At 69.0% G+C, this 13,923-nt stretch carries 13 protein-coding genes and 1 pseudogene; 8 read left to right on the forward strand and 6 right to left on the reverse strand.

The annotated features are described in order from the left end of the window. Positions 1–50: 50 nt before the first annotated feature. The 3 genes from HH212_RS09315 to HH212_RS09325 all read right to left on the reverse strand — a co-directional run bounded on the left by HH212_RS09315 (position 51) and on the right by HH212_RS09325 (position 3,151). The gene (locus HH212_RS09315) at positions 51–584 is read right to left on the reverse strand and encodes a gluconokinase (RefSeq protein ID WP_229217644.1); all 534 of its coding nucleotides are present in this window, start codon (positions 582–584) and stop codon (positions 51–53) included. A gap of 269 nt (positions 585–853) precedes the next feature. Next, on the reverse strand, positions 854–2,056 hold the full coding sequence (locus HH212_RS09320; RefSeq protein WP_170202230.1) for a family 1 glycosylhydrolase: 1,203 nt from the start codon (positions 2,054–2,056) through the stop codon (positions 854–856). Between the two features lie 249 nt (positions 2,057–2,305). Next, positions 2,306–3,151, reverse strand: a complete 846-nt coding sequence (locus HH212_RS09325; RefSeq protein ID WP_170202231.1) for an AraC family transcriptional regulator — start codon at positions 3,149–3,151, stop codon at positions 2,306–2,308. Positions 3,152–3,338: 187 nt separating this feature from the next. Between HH212_RS09325 and HH212_RS27700 the strand changes: the two genes are divergently transcribed. The 4 genes from HH212_RS27700 to HH212_RS09345 all read left to right on the forward strand — a co-directional run bounded on the left by HH212_RS27700 (position 3,339) and on the right by HH212_RS09345 (position 7,556). Next, on the forward strand, positions 3,339–5,000 hold the full coding sequence (locus HH212_RS27700) for a methyl-accepting chemotaxis protein (RefSeq protein ID WP_170202232.1): 1,662 nt from the start codon (positions 3,339–3,341) through the stop codon (positions 4,998–5,000). 128 nt (positions 5,001–5,128) lie between these two features. Further along, positions 5,129–5,842, forward strand: coding sequence for a DUF4254 domain-containing protein (locus HH212_RS27275; protein ID WP_170202233.1), 714 nt, complete (start codon positions 5,129–5,131; stop codon positions 5,840–5,842). Further along, the gene (locus HH212_RS27280; RefSeq protein ID WP_229217645.1) at positions 5,839–6,759 is read left to right on the forward strand and encodes a glycosyltransferase family 2 protein; all 921 of its coding nucleotides are present in this window, start codon (positions 5,839–5,841) and stop codon (positions 6,757–6,759) included. The genes HH212_RS27275 and HH212_RS27280 overlap by 4 nt, the downstream gene beginning before the upstream one ends. Next, on the forward strand, positions 6,756–7,556 hold the full coding sequence (locus tag HH212_RS09345) for a glycosyltransferase family 9 protein (protein ID WP_169433511.1): 801 nt from the start codon (positions 6,756–6,758) through the stop codon (positions 7,554–7,556). The genes HH212_RS27280 and HH212_RS09345 overlap by 4 nt, the downstream gene beginning before the upstream one ends. 38 nt (positions 7,557–7,594) lie before the next feature. Here the strand turns inward: HH212_RS09345 and HH212_RS09350 are convergent, their stop codons facing one another. Further along, entirely contained in the window at positions 7,595–8,653 is a 1,059-nt protein-coding gene (locus tag HH212_RS09350) for a glycosyltransferase family 9 protein (RefSeq protein ID WP_170202234.1), read from the reverse strand. A 25-nt stretch (positions 8,654–8,678) separates the two neighbouring features. Continuing rightward, on the reverse strand, positions 8,679–9,611 hold the full coding sequence (locus tag HH212_RS09355; RefSeq protein WP_229217646.1) for a carbamoyltransferase C-terminal domain-containing protein: 933 nt from the start codon (positions 9,609–9,611) through the stop codon (positions 8,679–8,681). Positions 9,612–9,776: 165 nt separating this feature from the next. On the opposite strand from HH212_RS09355, the gene nudC reads away from it, so the two are divergent. Then, complete coding sequence (gene nudC / locus HH212_RS09360) at positions 9,777–10,607, forward strand: NAD(+) diphosphatase (protein WP_170202236.1); 831 nt, start codon at positions 9,777–9,779, stop codon at positions 10,605–10,607. Positions 10,608–10,656: 49 nt separating this feature from the next. Here nudC and HH212_RS09365 read toward each other — a convergent pair whose 3' ends face one another. Continuing rightward, positions 10,657–11,622, reverse strand: coding sequence for a hypothetical protein (locus HH212_RS09365; RefSeq protein ID WP_211172479.1), 966 nt, complete (start codon positions 11,620–11,622; stop codon positions 10,657–10,659). A gap of 148 nt (positions 11,623–11,770) precedes the next feature. On the opposite strand from HH212_RS09365, the gene folE reads away from it, so the two are divergent. The 3 genes and pseudogenes from folE (at position 11,771) to HH212_RS09380 (ending at position 13,914) form a co-directional block, all read left to right on the forward strand. Further along, positions 11,771–12,337 (forward strand): GTP cyclohydrolase I FolE, encoded by a 567-nt coding sequence (folE, locus tag HH212_RS09370; RefSeq protein WP_170202237.1) that lies wholly within the window; start codon positions 11,771–11,773, stop codon positions 12,335–12,337. A gap of 241 nt (positions 12,338–12,578) precedes the next feature. Next, positions 12,579–12,863 (forward strand): annotated as a pseudogene (locus tag HH212_RS09375) (transposase); the annotation flags it as partial. 58 nt (positions 12,864–12,921) lie between these two features. Further along, positions 12,922–13,914, forward strand: coding sequence for an aldo/keto reductase (locus HH212_RS09380; protein ID WP_170202239.1), 993 nt, complete (start codon positions 12,922–12,924; stop codon positions 13,912–13,914). Positions 13,915–13,923 lie beyond the last annotated feature (9 nt).

Consider the following 13,923-nt stretch of genomic DNA (forward strand, 5'->3'; position numbering starts at 1 on the left):
GGTGCCGGTGGTGCTTGTATGGCCTGTACTGCCGGGGCTGCCGCCGCGCGCTAGCGGCCGGCGGACAGGATCGCCGCCACCAGCGCCTGCGGCGCCTGGCCGATGTCGAGGACCAGCCCGGCCTCGTCGTCCTGCAGCGGCTGCAGGTCGCGCAGCTGGCTGTCCAGCAGCGCCGGCGGCATGTAGTGGCCGCGGCGCTGCGCCAGGCGCGCGGCGATCAGGTCGCGCGGTCCTTGCAGGTGGGCGAAGCGCAGGTCCGGGTCGGCCTGGCGCAGCAGGTCGCGGTAGGCGCGCTTGAGCGCCGAGCAGGACAGCACCAGGCCGGTATCCTGCGCGCGCGCGGCGCGGATCTCGCCGGCCAGGGCCTGCAGCCAGCCGGCGCGGTCGCGGTCTTCCAGCGGCAGGCCGGCCGACATCTTGGCCACGTTGGCGGGCGGGTGGAAGGCGTCGCCTTCGAGGTAGCGCACGCCGAGCGCCTGCGCCAGCGCGGCGCCGACGGTGCTCTTGCCACAGCCGCAGACGCCCATGACCACCCAGCGCTGCGGACGCGGCAGGGGAGATGCGGGATTGCTTGGTAAGGCCATGTCGTCTCCGGCGTGTATCGTTGTCAGCGCTATACCGTTAGCGCTATCATTTTGTTTGATGACAAGTCTTCAACAGGCTGGAAACTTTGTAAAGCACTATCCATGCTGCTTAGCAATAAGCCCGCAGCCGCTTTCATGCGGGCGGCATCCGCACGAGGCAAGGTTTAGCCGGGGCGCCGTGCCGATCCGGCGTTAGCGCTATCAATTGTGCAGAGCCGCATGGTATCTCTTGAATGTTGTATTTGCAACATAGCCGGGCGAGCCGGCGCTCAGCGCAGGCAGATGAAGCCGTTGTCGACCTGGCTGCGCCAGGTGCGGATCAGGTTGCGGTAGGCGTCGCCGACCGGGCGCATGCGGCGCTCCAGGTCGAACAGGCCGTAGTGGTTGACGCGGCCGGCATCCTCGCCCAGCGAACTGTCCCAGTCGACCTGGTCGGTCAGGCTGTACCAGGTGAAGCCAAGGATGGGCACGCCGTCCGCCTTCAGCCGCAGCAGGTTCGACCACTGCTTTTCCAGCCACACGCGCGCATCCTTTTCGCCGGCTCCCTCGTCGCGGTTGTTGGTTTCGGTGTGCATGACCGGGATGCGGTAGCGGTCGTAGTACTGCTTGGTGATGACGTAGTAGCCGAACATCTCGCACACGTAGACCTTGCCGTCCGGGTAGACGATGTGCTCGTTGGTGGCGTAGTAGTCGTTGCCCATGATGCAGTGGGTCTTGACGCTGCGGTCGAGGAAGAAGTGGTATTCCTCGCGCGTCAGGCCGTTGTCCATCAGGTATTCGTAGGTGCGGCCGCTGACGTCGACGCCATAGGTGAAGTCCAGCGCCAGGAAGCGCAGCTCGTTCAGGTGGCGGGCGTGTTCCATGGCGTCGGGGCCGGACGGGTGGTAGTACTCCGACGATTCGCTCTGCACGAAGCGCGCCTCGGGCTGCACCTGCAGGATCGCCTCGGTGGCCAGGATATTCGCCCTGGCCAGGTGCTTGACGGCGGTGACGAAGGCGCGGTCGGTGGCTTGCCGCTCGTTCCACAGGCCCTTGCGCGCCGAAAACTTGGCGGCGACGTACATCTCGTTGACCGGCGTGTACAGCGCGACCCAGGGAAAGCGCTCGGCGAAGGCGCGCGCATACTCGGCGAAGTACTGCGGAAAATCCGGATTCTGAAAATCGCCGATCCAGTCGGGCACGCCGAAATGGCACAAATCGACGATCGGGACCAGGCCCAGGCGCCTGATCTCGGCGAACACCTGGTCGGTGAATTCCCAGTCGTAGCGGCCCGGCCCCAGGTGGATGCGGTAGTACGGCGGCCCGTAGCGCAGGGCGTCGACGCCGAGGGAATGCGCCAGCCCGAGGTCGTCCTTCCAGCGCCGGTAATGTCCGCTCTTTTCCATCTCGTCCACGCGCTTAGACGTGCCGTCCGGCAGGCTGATCACCGGATAGCTGCTCTCGATCCCGGTGGCGAACAAAAACCTCTGCATCGTCGTCCTTTCGTCGGCCGCCAGGGCCGGATTGGTGTGCTGGAGCAGGCGCGGCGGTACCGGCCTGGCGATACGGCATCTTAGCCGGAGCAAGCCGGATCCTCCGCACGCCAAGAAGTCAATCGGACGGCGCCCATCGCCGGCGCCTACCGCGACTTCATCGTCCAGTTCAAGGCGCGCATGCAGGCGGCGGATGGCGAGGCCCGTAGCTGAACCGATGTCGCGGCGCGCCGGCGCCGGGCGGCAGGGTCAGGCGCCAGGCGCCGGCGCTGCCGCTTCCTGGGTGCGCAGCCACTGGCGCGGCGACATGCCGATATTCTCGGTAAAGGCGCGCGTGAATGCGGGCGGGCTGGTGTAGCCGGTCTGCGCGCTCACCACCTTCACCGGCAGCCCGTTGCGCAGCAGCTTGCAGGCCAGGCCGATGCGCCAGCGCGTCAGGTATTCCACGGGCGGGGTGCCGACCACGGTGCGGAAATGTTCGGTGAAGCGGGCGCGCGACATGCCGGCCAGCCGCGCCAGCGATTGCAGTTGCCAGGACTCGTGCGGGCGGCCGTGCATGGCGTCGAGTACCGGACCCAGCTGGCGATCGGCCAGGCCGGCCAGGGCGCCGGCGTGCAGGTGGCCCTGGTCGAACTCGTGGCGGATGACCTGGATCATCAGCACGTCGCACAGGCGGTCGAGGATCACCGCGCGTCCCTGCGCTTCCACGGCGGCTTCGGCGAACAGCAGGTCGAGCGTGTGGCGCATCGGCGCCATCCCGGCCAGGGGAATGCACATGCACTCGGGCAGGGCGCGCGCCAGCGGATTGGCGCCGCCGTCCTGGAAGGCGATGGTGGCGCACAGCAGCGTCGCCGCGGCGCCGTCCGGTACGCTCAGCCGGTGCGCCATCCCGCGCGGATAGAACACCATCGACGGCTCGTCCACGCGCAGCAGTTCGCCGTGCGCATGCTCGAACACCACCGGACCCTGCCGCACCAGGTGCAGGTGGCCGGCGGCGCCGTCTGCCTGGAACTGGTTCGTATCGCAAAAATCGCCGTTGAAGAACACGCGCGCATTGAAGGTGAAGCGGCCGATCAGTGTCGAGAGCTTGTCCATGCTTTTAGGGTCAATACCGGTCAGCCATCTATTCTGGACGATTCGTAATATTTCCGCACGGAAAAACTTGGCCGTTTCAACGACAATACAACGTTCGGCAAGAGGGATTTTGCCGATACGTCACCCCGGCGAGCGCCGGCGCCGCCCGTCCTGCCTTTTTCCGCGCCGTTCTTCCGAATCTGAACCGATGAGACATTTCCGTATCAAATACGTCATCACGTCCGTTGTCGCCCTGTTGATCGGCGTAGTGCTGGCCGTGGGCGCACTCGGCTACACCACCACCAAGCACGCCGTGTCCGTGCTGGAAGGCATGTCGCTGCGCGACGCGCGCCAGCAAGTCATGATCAACACGCTGATGCTGCACATGGAAACCAACCGCAGCCAGCTGTTGCAGGCGCTGCAGCACAACCCCGGCACCGATTATGCCAAGATGCACGATCACCCGTTGACGGTGCACTTCAAGCAGATCGCCGACAACACCGGCGCGCTGCAACGGGCGCGCGCCGAATTCGACGCCTCGCTGCAAGATCCCGAGGCGCGCGAGCTGGTGCGCAAATGGATCGATGCCAGCGCCGGCCTCGGCGTGCAGGCCATCGGCGCGGCCGCCAGGGCCATCGAAGGCGGGCAGTGGGACGAGGCCGAGCGCATCCTGATCCAGGACGTCAATCCGACCTACAAGAAGGCCCAGCCCTTGTATGCCGAACTGCAGGCCTTCCTCGGCAAGCGCAGCCACGACAATGCGCAACTGGCGCATACCCAGACCACCGACCGCGAAATCATCATGCTGGCGGCGGTCGCGCTCGGCTGCCTGGCCGGCGTGGCGGCGGCAATCTTCCTGTCGCGCAGCATCGGCACGCCGCTGCAGCAGGCGGTCGCCATCGCCCGCCGCGTCGCCCAGGGCGACCTGAGCGGCGCGATCGAAGTGGACTCGCGCAACGAGTTCGGCCAGCTGCTGGCGGCCCTGCGCGACATGAATGCCTCCCTGGCCAACATCGTCGGCGAAGTGCGCACCGGCACAGACACCATCGCCGCCGCCTCGACCCAGATCAGCGCCGGCAACATGGACTTGTCCTCGCGCACCGAGCGCCAGGCCGGCACGCTGGAAGAGACCGCCGCCTCGGTGGAGGAACTCAGCGCCACCGTCAAGCAGAACGCCGACAACGCGCACCAGGCCAACGGCCTGGCGAACGCGGCGTCGGAAGTCGCCTTGAAAGGCGGCGCCGCGGTCACGCAGGTGGTCGAAACCATGGGCGCGATCAACGCCTCGGCGCGCAAGATCGTCGACATCATCGCCGTCATCGACGGCATCGCCTTCCAGACCAACATCCTGGCGCTGAACGCGGCCGTCGAGGCGGCGCGCGCCGGCGAACAAGGCCGCGGCTTCGCCGTGGTGGCCGGCGAAGTGCGCAGCCTGGCCCAGCGCGCGGCGGCGGCGGCCAGGGAAGTCAAGGAACTGATCTCGGATTCGGTCGAGAAGGTCGACAGCGGCAGCCGCCTGGTGGACCAGGCCGGCGCCACCATGCGCGAAGTGTGCGACAGCATCCACCGCGTGGCCGACATCATGGGCGACATCACCAGCGCCAGCCAGGAACAGCGCGCGGGCATCGAGCAGATCCACGATGCCATCAGCCAGCTGGACCGCGTGACCCAGCAGAACGCCGCCATGGTCGAGGAAGCGGCCGGCGCCGCGCAGGCGCTGCAGGACCGCGCCGGCGGCCTGGCGCGCCTGGTGAGCGTGTTCCGCCTGGATGTGCGCGAGCATGCGGCGGCGGGCGCAGCCGTCGCCGTCGCGCTCTCGCCAGCGCCGGCGCCGGCGCGTGCGCGGCCGACGGCGCGCCTGGCGGCGTAAGGGGTGCATGCACGCGGCGGGCAGTGTCCCGCCTTTGCGCTGTGCCAAGCGACAGTGCAAGTCCCCGAACTCCAGCACGCTTCAAGGCTCCAAGCAACTCCGCTTGATTCGTTCAGAACGGAGTCGTCATGCCAGCCGAAACCGGCGCCACATCCGCTACAGGGACATCCGCTACAGGACCATCCGCTACAGGACCATCTGCCCCGGGCGCATCCACCGCGGCCGTTGCCACGATCGGCGCTTCCATCACCGCCTTCCACGACCGCCAATTGCGCGAGCGCGACTGGCCGATGCTGTCCCACGCCCAGCCCTCGTCCAGCCTGTGGCAATGGATCGACGCCAATCACCGCTACAACGGCTTGTTGTGGCGCGAGGAAGACCGCGCGCGCCGGCGCGACGCGCCGCCGGACGACATCGCCGCCGGCAAGCGCCTGATCGACCGCTACAACCAGCGCCGCAACGATGCGGTGGAAGCCATCGACGAAGCGCTGCTGGCCACGCTGGAACACGTCGTTGCGCGGCCCGAGGCCAGGCTGTCGAGCGAGACCGCGGGCGCCATGATCGACCGCCTGTCGATCCTGTCCCTCAAAATCCACCACATGCGCGCGCAGGCCCTGCGGCTGGACGCCGGCGGGCACCACGTGCGCGCCTGCGCCGCCAAGCTGGAGCGCCTGCAAGGGCAGCGCCGCGACCTGCAGTCCTGCCTGGACGCGCTGCTGGACGAGGCGCGCGCCGGACACGCCTATTTCAAGCTGTACCGCCAGTTCAAGATGTACAACGATCCGGCGCTGAATCCCTGGCTGAACGGGCAGGCGGCGGGCGGCGGCAGGACGGCGCCATGAGCCGCCTGGCCGGGGAGGGAGCGGCCGGGACGGGCGACGCCGGCGGCGCCGGCATGCGCGCCGCGCCGGGCATGCCGGCCGGCGCTACCATCGACGTACTGGTGCCGACTTGCAACCGCCCGGCCGCGCTGGCCGTCACCCTGACCGCGCTGGGCGGCCAGACCTGGCCCAAGCTGCGCATCGTCGTGGCCGACCAGTCGGACGATGCCGGCGCCTTCGAACGGGCCGAAGTGCAGGCCGTGCTGCGCTACCTGCGCGCCACCGGCCGCGTGGTGGAGACCTTCGTACGCCCGCGCCGGGGCATGGCCGAGCAGCGCGCTTTTTTGCTGGCGCAGGTGCGCTCGGCATATTGCCTGTTCCTCGACGACGACGTCATTCTCGAACCCGGCATGGTCGCGCGCCTGCATGCGGTACTGCGCGCCGAGCGCTGCGGCTTCGTCGGCAGCGCGCTGCACGGCCTGAGTTATCTCGGCCAGTTGCGGCCGGCGCAGGAAGCCATCGAATTCTGGGACGGCCCGGTCAGGCCGGAAGCGGTGCGTCCCGGCAGCACGGCCTGGGCGCGCCACCACCTGCACAGCGCCGCCAACCTGTTCCACGTGCAAACGCGCCTGGCCACCGGCGATACCGCGGTGCGGCGCTACAAGATCGCCTGGGTCGGCGGCTGCGTGCTGTTCGACACCTTTTTGCTGCGCGCCGCCGGCGGCTTCGACTTCTGGCAGGAATTGCCGCCCCAGCATTGCGGCGAGGACGTGCTCGCCCAGCAGCGCGTAATGGCGCGCTACGGCGGTTGCGCCATCCTGCCGTCCGGCGCCTACCACATGGAATTGCCGACCACGGTCACCGCGCGCAGCGTCGATGCGCCGTACGTGCTGTCGCTGGAACGCCATCCGGCGCGCCGCTCCAGGACGCTCGAGTGAGCGTCGGCGCGCGCGCGCCGGATGCGGCGGCGCTGGACTGCTCGCTGCCCTGGCGCGAACCGGTGAACCGCCGCCTGGCGTTGCTGGAAATCGCCGGGCTGGCGGGCGCCTGGCCGACGTACCTGCCGCTGCCCGAACTGGCGCTCACGCCGGCCGACCGGATCGAGGCGGCGCGCGCCGTGGCGCCAGGCGCCGGCGAAAGGTTGGTGCTGCTGCAGCCGGGCGCGAGCGACCCGCGCCGCCGCTGGCCGGCGCGCTGCTTCGCCCAACTCGGCGACATGCTGGCGCGGGACGGCGCGCGCATCGTCGTCAACGGTTCCGCGCAGGAAGCGGGGCTGGTGGCGGAGGTGGCCGGACACATGCATCATCCGGCCACGACGCTGGCGGGCCCACTGGCGCCGGCACCCGTGCCTGCACCTGCGCCTGCGCCTGGCCTGGACGGCACCGCGAGCGCGCTCGGCCTGGGCGGGCTGTGCGGCCTGCTGGCGCGGGCGGCGCTGGTGGTGTCGAACGATACCGGACCCCTGCACCTGGCGCTGGCGCTGGGCGTGCCCTGCGTCGGCATCTTCTGGCTGACCAACCTGGTCGAGGGCATGCCCCTGCGTCCGTCCGGCCTGCACGCCGCGCTGGCGACGCGCACGCGCTGTCCGGTATGCGGGCAGGACAACCTGGCGCGCCGCTGTGCGCACGACGCCAGCTTCGTGGACGAGGTGAGGGTGGCCGAGGTTGCCGGCCTGGCGCGCGCGGCGCTGGCGCAACGCCGCCGTGTGCAAACCGGCTCGATCGATCGTGGCTGAATGCCGCCGATGGTTGCCGGGCGCGCCCGGCGCCGTCGTCACCAGTATGGCCACATGCCGACCGTACGCTGCCGGCTGGGCGCCGTGCCCGCCAACAAGGCGCGCGCATGCTGCAGCACGACGGCGGTGCGCTCCGCGCCCGGGTCCCAGATGCAGCGGTGCGCATGGCGGTCGAGCGGCGCCCAGCGCGCGATGTCCGCCTTGCTGAAAATGACCACGCTCTTGAGCTTCAGGCCGGCGGCGATGTGGGACACGCCGGTGTCGTTGCACAGCAGCAGGCGCGCATCGCGCATCAGGACGGCCATGGCGCCGATCGAGATCGGCGCGGCCGCATCGAGCGCGGGCTGCTGCGTGTGCATGCGGGCCGCCACCTCGGCGGTGAGGTCGGTTTCCTGCGGCGATCCGGTCAGCACCGGCCGCAGTCCGAATTCCTCCGCCAGGCGTTCGCCGACCTCGGCAAAATGCCGCGCCGGCCAGCATTTGTCGCGCTGGCGCGCGCCGGGGTGGATGCAGAAGTAGTCTCCCGGCTGCAGGCCGCGCCGCAAGCCGCTGGCATCGAGTTCGTCCTCGTCGCGGCGCAGCAGCGGAAATTCCAGGTGCGCCCCGTCCGCCCTGGCGCCGAGCTGCCGCATCAGGGACAGCAGGCGCTCGGGTTCGGCCCCGGTGTCGGGATAGGTGAACAGCGCGGTGTGCTCGCGCGCGACCGGCTCGCCGCGGCAAAAGCCGGCCATCGCCTCGGCGCCGAAACCGCCGACGATGTCGTTGCTGACGGCGCCGTTGCCGTGCAGCTGGATCGCCAGCGCGAAACGGCGCGCGCACAGGCTGCTGTAGAAACCGGTGAGCAGTTCGTGCCGCACCGGCTGTTCCGGCAGCAGGGGATGGCCGGGAAAGGGAATGAATTCGTCGACGTACTGCGCGAAGCGCTCGGCGAATTGCTGCGCCCACGGCAAGCCGACCAGCGCGATGCGGGCGCGCGGCAGCGCGGCGCGCAGCGCCCGCAGCGCCGGCACCGCGCACAGCATGTCGCCGAGCTGCAGGGCGCGGAACACGACGACGGTGGACGGGGCCAGGCGTTGCAGCAGGGAACGGCGGTACATATCGACTTGCTCCGTCATCGGCCCATCATGCGGGCAGCTCCGGTTCGCTGCGCTTGGTCACCAGGAACGGCGGCAGTGCCAGCGCGTGCAGCGGCATGCGGCAAAAGGCGGCCAGCGCCTCGGACGGCGTTTCCACGATCGGTTCGTCCTTGCCGTTGAACGGGGTGTTGAGCAGGATCGGCACGCCGGTACGCGCTTCGAAGCCGGCCAGCAGGCGGCGCAGCAAGGGGTCGTCGTCGGCGCCGACGGTCTGCAGGCGCGCCGTGCCGTCGACGTGGGTGACGGCCGCCACCTGCGGCACCGCGGACGCGCGCAGCGGTGCCGTGAACTGCATGAAGGGAGACGGGCTAGGCAGGTCGAACCAGGCGGCCGCGCGCTCTTCGAGCACCGCCGCGGCCAGCGGACGGAACCATTCGCGCCCCTTGACGCGCGCATTGATCCAGTCGCCCATGGCGGCGCGGCGCGGATCGGCCAGGATGCTGCGGTGGCCCAGCGCGCGCGGTCCGAATTCGCTCGCGCCCTGGATCAGGCCGAGCACGCGCTGGCCGGCCAGCAGGTCGAGCATGCGCCTGGCCAGGGCGCCGGGGTCGGGTAGGTAATCGACCCGGATGTCGTCGCGCCCGGCCAGCGCCGCCTCGACGGCGAGCGGCGGCAGGTGCATGGTGTGCGCATCGCCGTGCGGCGCCAGGTCGGTCACCTTGCCTTCGTTGCCTTCTCCGGGGAACAGCGCTTGCGTCAACAGGGAATAAAACATGCCGAGCCCGACCGGGTGCGCATCGTCGCGCTCCCACACCTGCTTGCCGATGCACAGCACGCGCTCGCGGTCGGCACGGTAGAACGACGTCGTTTCGCGCCAGTCGCCCGGCACGTAGGCGGCGCCGCTCCAGTGCTCGGTCAGCTCGCTCACCGGGCTGCCGAGCACCAGGGGCGCGCCGGACGCGTTGGCGGCATCGTTCATCGTGTTCTCCTTGTCGAGGGCGATCGGATATGGTCCACGGTCCAGCCAACATTGGAGCCCGGCAGGCGCGATTGGTTCAGCGGTACGGCGCATGGCCGAAGCCGTCGCGCCAAAGGCGCTATCATCGCAAATCATTCACCGGAAACCTGGATACCTGGACCTGTCATGCTGCAAACGCCCGCGTCGTTCACACCCTCGATCACTGTCCCGCCCGAGCCGCAAGCGGATGCACAAGCGCTCTCCTTCGTCTTCCATGGCGGACGTTTGCTGGTGCGGGAAGCCGACCTGGCGCTGCCCGATGCGGCCACGGTAGGGGCGCTGGTGCCGGATCGGCAGCGCCTGCAGCCGCTCGGCCTGCTGGACGGGCGTTATTGCCGCACCGGCTGGGTCGACGACGAGGCGGCACCGGCCGGCTACGCCTGGCGCGGCCTGCGTTCGCTGTTCGGCGAACTGGACGAGGCGCTGCTGGGCGTGGCCGGCCGCGCCTTCCAGATCGCCGAATGGGCGCGCACGCACCGCTTCTGCGGCGCCTGCGGCGGCGCCACCGCGCGCCTGCAGGGCGAGCGCTGCTTCCAATGCCTGCAGTGCGGGCACATGGCCTATCCGCGCATCTCGCCGGCGATGATGGTGTTGATCCGCAAGGGCGACGCGGTGCTGCTGGCGCTACACGCGCAGTCGGCGGTGGCGCGCTTCGTGCCGCTGGCGGGCTTCGTGGAGGCGGGCGAATCGATCGAGGAAACCGTGCACCGCGAAGTGTTCGAGGAAGTCGGGCTGCGCGTGCACAACCTGCGCTACTTCGGCAGCCAGTCGTGGCCGTTCCCGCATTCGCTGATGATCGCCTTCACGGCCGACTGGCTGGAAGGAGAAATCCGCACCGATCCGGCCGAGATCCTGGAGGCGCGTTGGTTCGGTCCCGGCGACGACTGGCCGGAACGGGTGCCGCAGGTGTCGATCTCGAGCATGCTGGTGGACGCGCACCGCCCGCCCGGCCGCTGACCGGAGCGCACCGGCGCGGCGGCATCATGGCAGCGGCATCGCGGCGCCGTCAGGGCAGCCTGGGCAGCGCGGAGGCGCCGGCGTTCGTGCTCACCGCCGTCACCGCCGTCACCGCCGCCGTAATCGGCACGCTACTCGGCGCGCCGCCCGGCGCCGCGGCGGCGATGCGGCTGTCCACGCGCAGTGCGGCGCCGCTTTCCTCGGGCTTGGCGCCGGTGTTACGCATGCGCACCACGCGCTGCATCAGGTCGAACCAGAACGGCGCGCCGAACAGCGTGGTCGAGGCGGTCACCATCCAGCCTGCCACCTGCAGGGCGAAGTCGGCGTCGAACCGCGGCGGGAAGTCGCGCCAGCCGATCGGCAGCACGCTCAGGGCGCCGATCAGCGCCGGATCGAGCGCCGCCGGTGCGTGCTGCAGGTGGGCGCTCAAGGCCGGTTGCTGCCACAGGGTCTTGAACAGGTGGATGCTGTCGATGTTGAACAGGATCGCCAGCAGCAGCGACAGCAACAGCGAGATCAGCAGCTGGCGCCGTTTATAGGCGCCGGACATGCGCGCCATCGCATTGTCGAACCAGCTCGCCAGCATGTCCTGGAATTGCTGCAGGTCGTGCGCGCGCCCATACAAACCCTGGAGCGCGGCGCGCAGCTGCGGATCGGGCAGGGCGTCGATGGAGGCGCGCAATTGCACGAAGTCGCCCGGAACCCGCCACAGGCTGTCCACCAGCGCAATCGCAAAGTGCGCCGGTTCGATGTAGGATGGTTTCGAGCGCAGCGCTCCCTCGCTGCGGGCATTGCCGTCGGTGTGCGGATTGACCAGCGGGTGCGCGTAGACGGCGCGCGCCAGCCCGGCAAAGCGCGGGTCGTTGAGCATGGTCTTGATGCCCGCCAATAAAGTGTTGGCGCGCAGCCGGAACAGCGCCGCCAGCGCTTCCTGCAGGGTACTCACGATGAGGGCGACCGTGCCATAGCAAAATGTCAGGCCGATCGCGACTTCCAAGACAGTGCTGCCGAGCATGATTGATCTCCCGCAGAGGACGATGGTTCGATCACGCTAGCGCGTCCCGGTTACGGCTGCGTTCGTCTAGATCAAGCAAATGGCTTGCACCTGTGGAGGCGGCGCATTTTCTATATACTCTCGGCAATCGAAAATTTTAGGGTTTACCATGTCTGACAAAGAACTCTTCACCGAAAACGACTGGCGCCGCCTGCTGGCCAGCCTCGGCGAAGATCCCGATCGTCCCGGCCTGCACGAAACGCCGAAGCGCGTCGCCAAGGCCTGGAAGCACTGGACTTCCGGCTACGGCCAGGATCCGGTCGAGATCCTCAAGGCCTTCGAAGACGGCGCCGAGGAATACAACGAACTGATCGTGGTGCGCGGCATTCCGGTGTACAGCCATTGCGAACACCATCTGGCGCCGTTCTTCGGCAAGGCCACCGTCGGTTATCTGCCGAACGGCAAGATCGTCGGCCTGTCCAAGCTGACCCGCCTGGTCGACGTGTTTTCCAAGCGCCTGCAGGTGCAGGAACGCCTGACGGTGCAGATCGCCAACACGCTGATGGAAGTGCTGGAACCGAAGGCGGTCGGCGTGGTCATCAAATGCCGCCACATGTGCATGGAAAGCCGCGGCATCCGCACGCCGGGCGAGGAAACCATCACGTCGGCCATGCTCGGCGAACTGCAGCCGAACCTGGCGCTGCGCACCGAATTCCTGTCGCTGGCGCACGACTGAAGGCTTGCGCAGGCAGCGGACCGGGGCGGCGCAGGCCGCCCTTTTTGTTTGCGCGGCGCCCGTTTTGTCCGCATCGCGCGGGGCCTTGTTTCGTGCACGCATCGTCCTGGCGCGATCCTGAACGCGTGCTAGACTCGTACATACTTCTTCCTGATCGCGGCGCCGGAGATGCGCCGCCGTCATGCTTTGTTCGGGAACCGTTCCGGATCCACCGTCTCCAAGTGACTTTGAGGCGATCGACATGGCCAGGCAAACCTTTCCAAGCGACGTTGCGCGCGAAGAGTTCGATGGGGTACGCGACATGCTCGAGGCGGCGCGCCGCAAGACGCGGCCGCGCAAGCACGACCTGTACGACGTGTTCTGCGCCATCCTGTACTTCCTGCATACCGGCGCCGCGTGGCGCAGCATGCCGCCCGACTTTCCGCCCTGGCGTACCGTACACGAGTATTTCACCCAATGGACTATGCTGCGCGAGGGCGACCGCACGCTGCTGGAAAAGGCGCTCGAGCGCCTGGGGCGCGGTCCCGAGATCGCACGCCTGCGCCAACTGACGGGGCAGCGCTGACCTGGGCATGAAAGGAGTCATGGACAAGACTGGACTGGGCCGGTACGGCCCGCGCGTGTCGCGCATCGGCCTCGGCTGCATGGGCATGTCGGACCTGTACGGCCCGGCCGACCGCCACGAAAGCATCGCCACCATCCACGCCGCGCTGGACGCCGGCATGACGCTGCTCGACACCGGCGATTTCTACGGCATGGGCCACAACGAACTGCTGATCCGCGAGGCGCTGGGCGCGCGCCCGCGCGACAGCGTGCAGGTCAGCGTCAAGTTCGGCGCCCTGCGCGGGCCGGACGGCGCCTGGAGCGGCTACGATTGCCGGCCGCAGGCGGTACGCAACTTCGTCGCCTACAGCCTGAAACGCCTGGGCACCGACTATATCGACATCTACCGCCCGGCCCGGCTCGATCCGGCGGTGCCGATCGAAGATACCGTGGGTGCGATCGCCGACCTAGTCAAGGCCGGCTACGTCAGGCACATCGGCCTGTCCGAAGTCGGCGCCGACACGCTGCGCCGCGCCAGCCGCGTGCATCCGATCAGCGACCTGCAGATCGAATACTCGGTGATCTCGCGCGGCATCGAGGCGGCGATCCTGCCGGCCGCGCGCGAACTCGGCATCGGCATCACCGCCTACGGCGTGCTGTCGCGCGGCCTGATCAGCGGCCACTGGCATCGCGAGCGAGGCGGCGACAAGGATTTCCGCGCCCTGGCCAGCCCGCGTTTCCAGGAAGAGAACCTGGCCGCCAACCTGGCGCTGGTCGAGCGCATGCGCGCGCTGGCGCAGGAACTCGGCGTGACGGTGGCGCAGCTGGCGATCGCCTGGGTGGCGGCGCAGGGACCGGACATCGTCCCCCTGATCGGTGCGCGCCGGCGCGACCGCCTGCAGGAAGCGCTGGGGGTGCCGGTGCTGGCGCCGACCGAGCTGGCGCGCCTGGAAGCGATCGTGCCGCCCGGCGCGGCCGCGGGCGCACGCTACAACGCCAGCCAGATGGCCCATTTGGACAGCGAAAAGGCTTGAGCGCGGCCT

This window comes from Massilia forsythiae (assembly GCF_012849555.1).
Lineage (GTDB): Bacteria > Pseudomonadota > Gammaproteobacteria > Burkholderiales > Burkholderiaceae_D > Telluria > Telluria forsythiae.

Bases quoted from the DNA above. Each gene is read 5' to 3' on its own strand.
- HH212_RS09315 (WP_229217644.1), bottom strand. From the start codon at position 584: ATGGCCTTACCAAGCAATCCCGCATCTCCCCTGCCGCGTCCGCAGCGC.
- HH212_RS27280 (WP_229217645.1), top strand. From the start codon at position 5,839: ATGAGCCGCCTGGCCGGGGAGGGAGCGGCCGGGACGGGCGACGCCGGC.
- HH212_RS27700 (WP_170202232.1), top strand. From the start codon at position 3,339: ATGAGACATTTCCGTATCAAATACGTCATCACGTCCGTTGTCGCCCTG.
- HH212_RS09380 (WP_170202239.1), top strand. From the start codon at position 12,922: ATGGACAAGACTGGACTGGGCCGGTACGGCCCGCGCGTGTCGCGCATC.
- HH212_RS27275 (WP_170202233.1), top strand. From the start codon at position 5,129: ATGCCAGCCGAAACCGGCGCCACATCCGCTACAGGGACATCCGCTACA.
- HH212_RS09350 (WP_170202234.1), bottom strand. From the start codon at position 8,653: ATGTACCGCCGTTCCCTGCTGCAACGCCTGGCCCCGTCCACCGTCGTC.
- HH212_RS09365 (WP_211172479.1), bottom strand. From the start codon at position 11,622: ATGCTCGGCAGCACTGTCTTGGAAGTCGCGATCGGCCTGACATTTTGC.
- folE (WP_170202237.1), top strand. From the start codon at position 11,771: ATGTCTGACAAAGAACTCTTCACCGAAAACGACTGGCGCCGCCTGCTG.
- HH212_RS09320 (WP_170202230.1), bottom strand. From the start codon at position 2,056: ATGCAGAGGTTTTTGTTCGCCACCGGGATCGAGAGCAGCTATCCGGTG.
- HH212_RS09325 (WP_170202231.1), bottom strand. From the start codon at position 3,151: ATGGACAAGCTCTCGACACTGATCGGCCGCTTCACCTTCAATGCGCGC.
- nudC (WP_170202236.1), top strand. From the start codon at position 9,777: ATGCTGCAAACGCCCGCGTCGTTCACACCCTCGATCACTGTCCCGCCC.
- HH212_RS09355 (WP_229217646.1), bottom strand. From the start codon at position 9,611: ATGAACGATGCCGCCAACGCGTCCGGCGCGCCCCTGGTGCTCGGCAGC.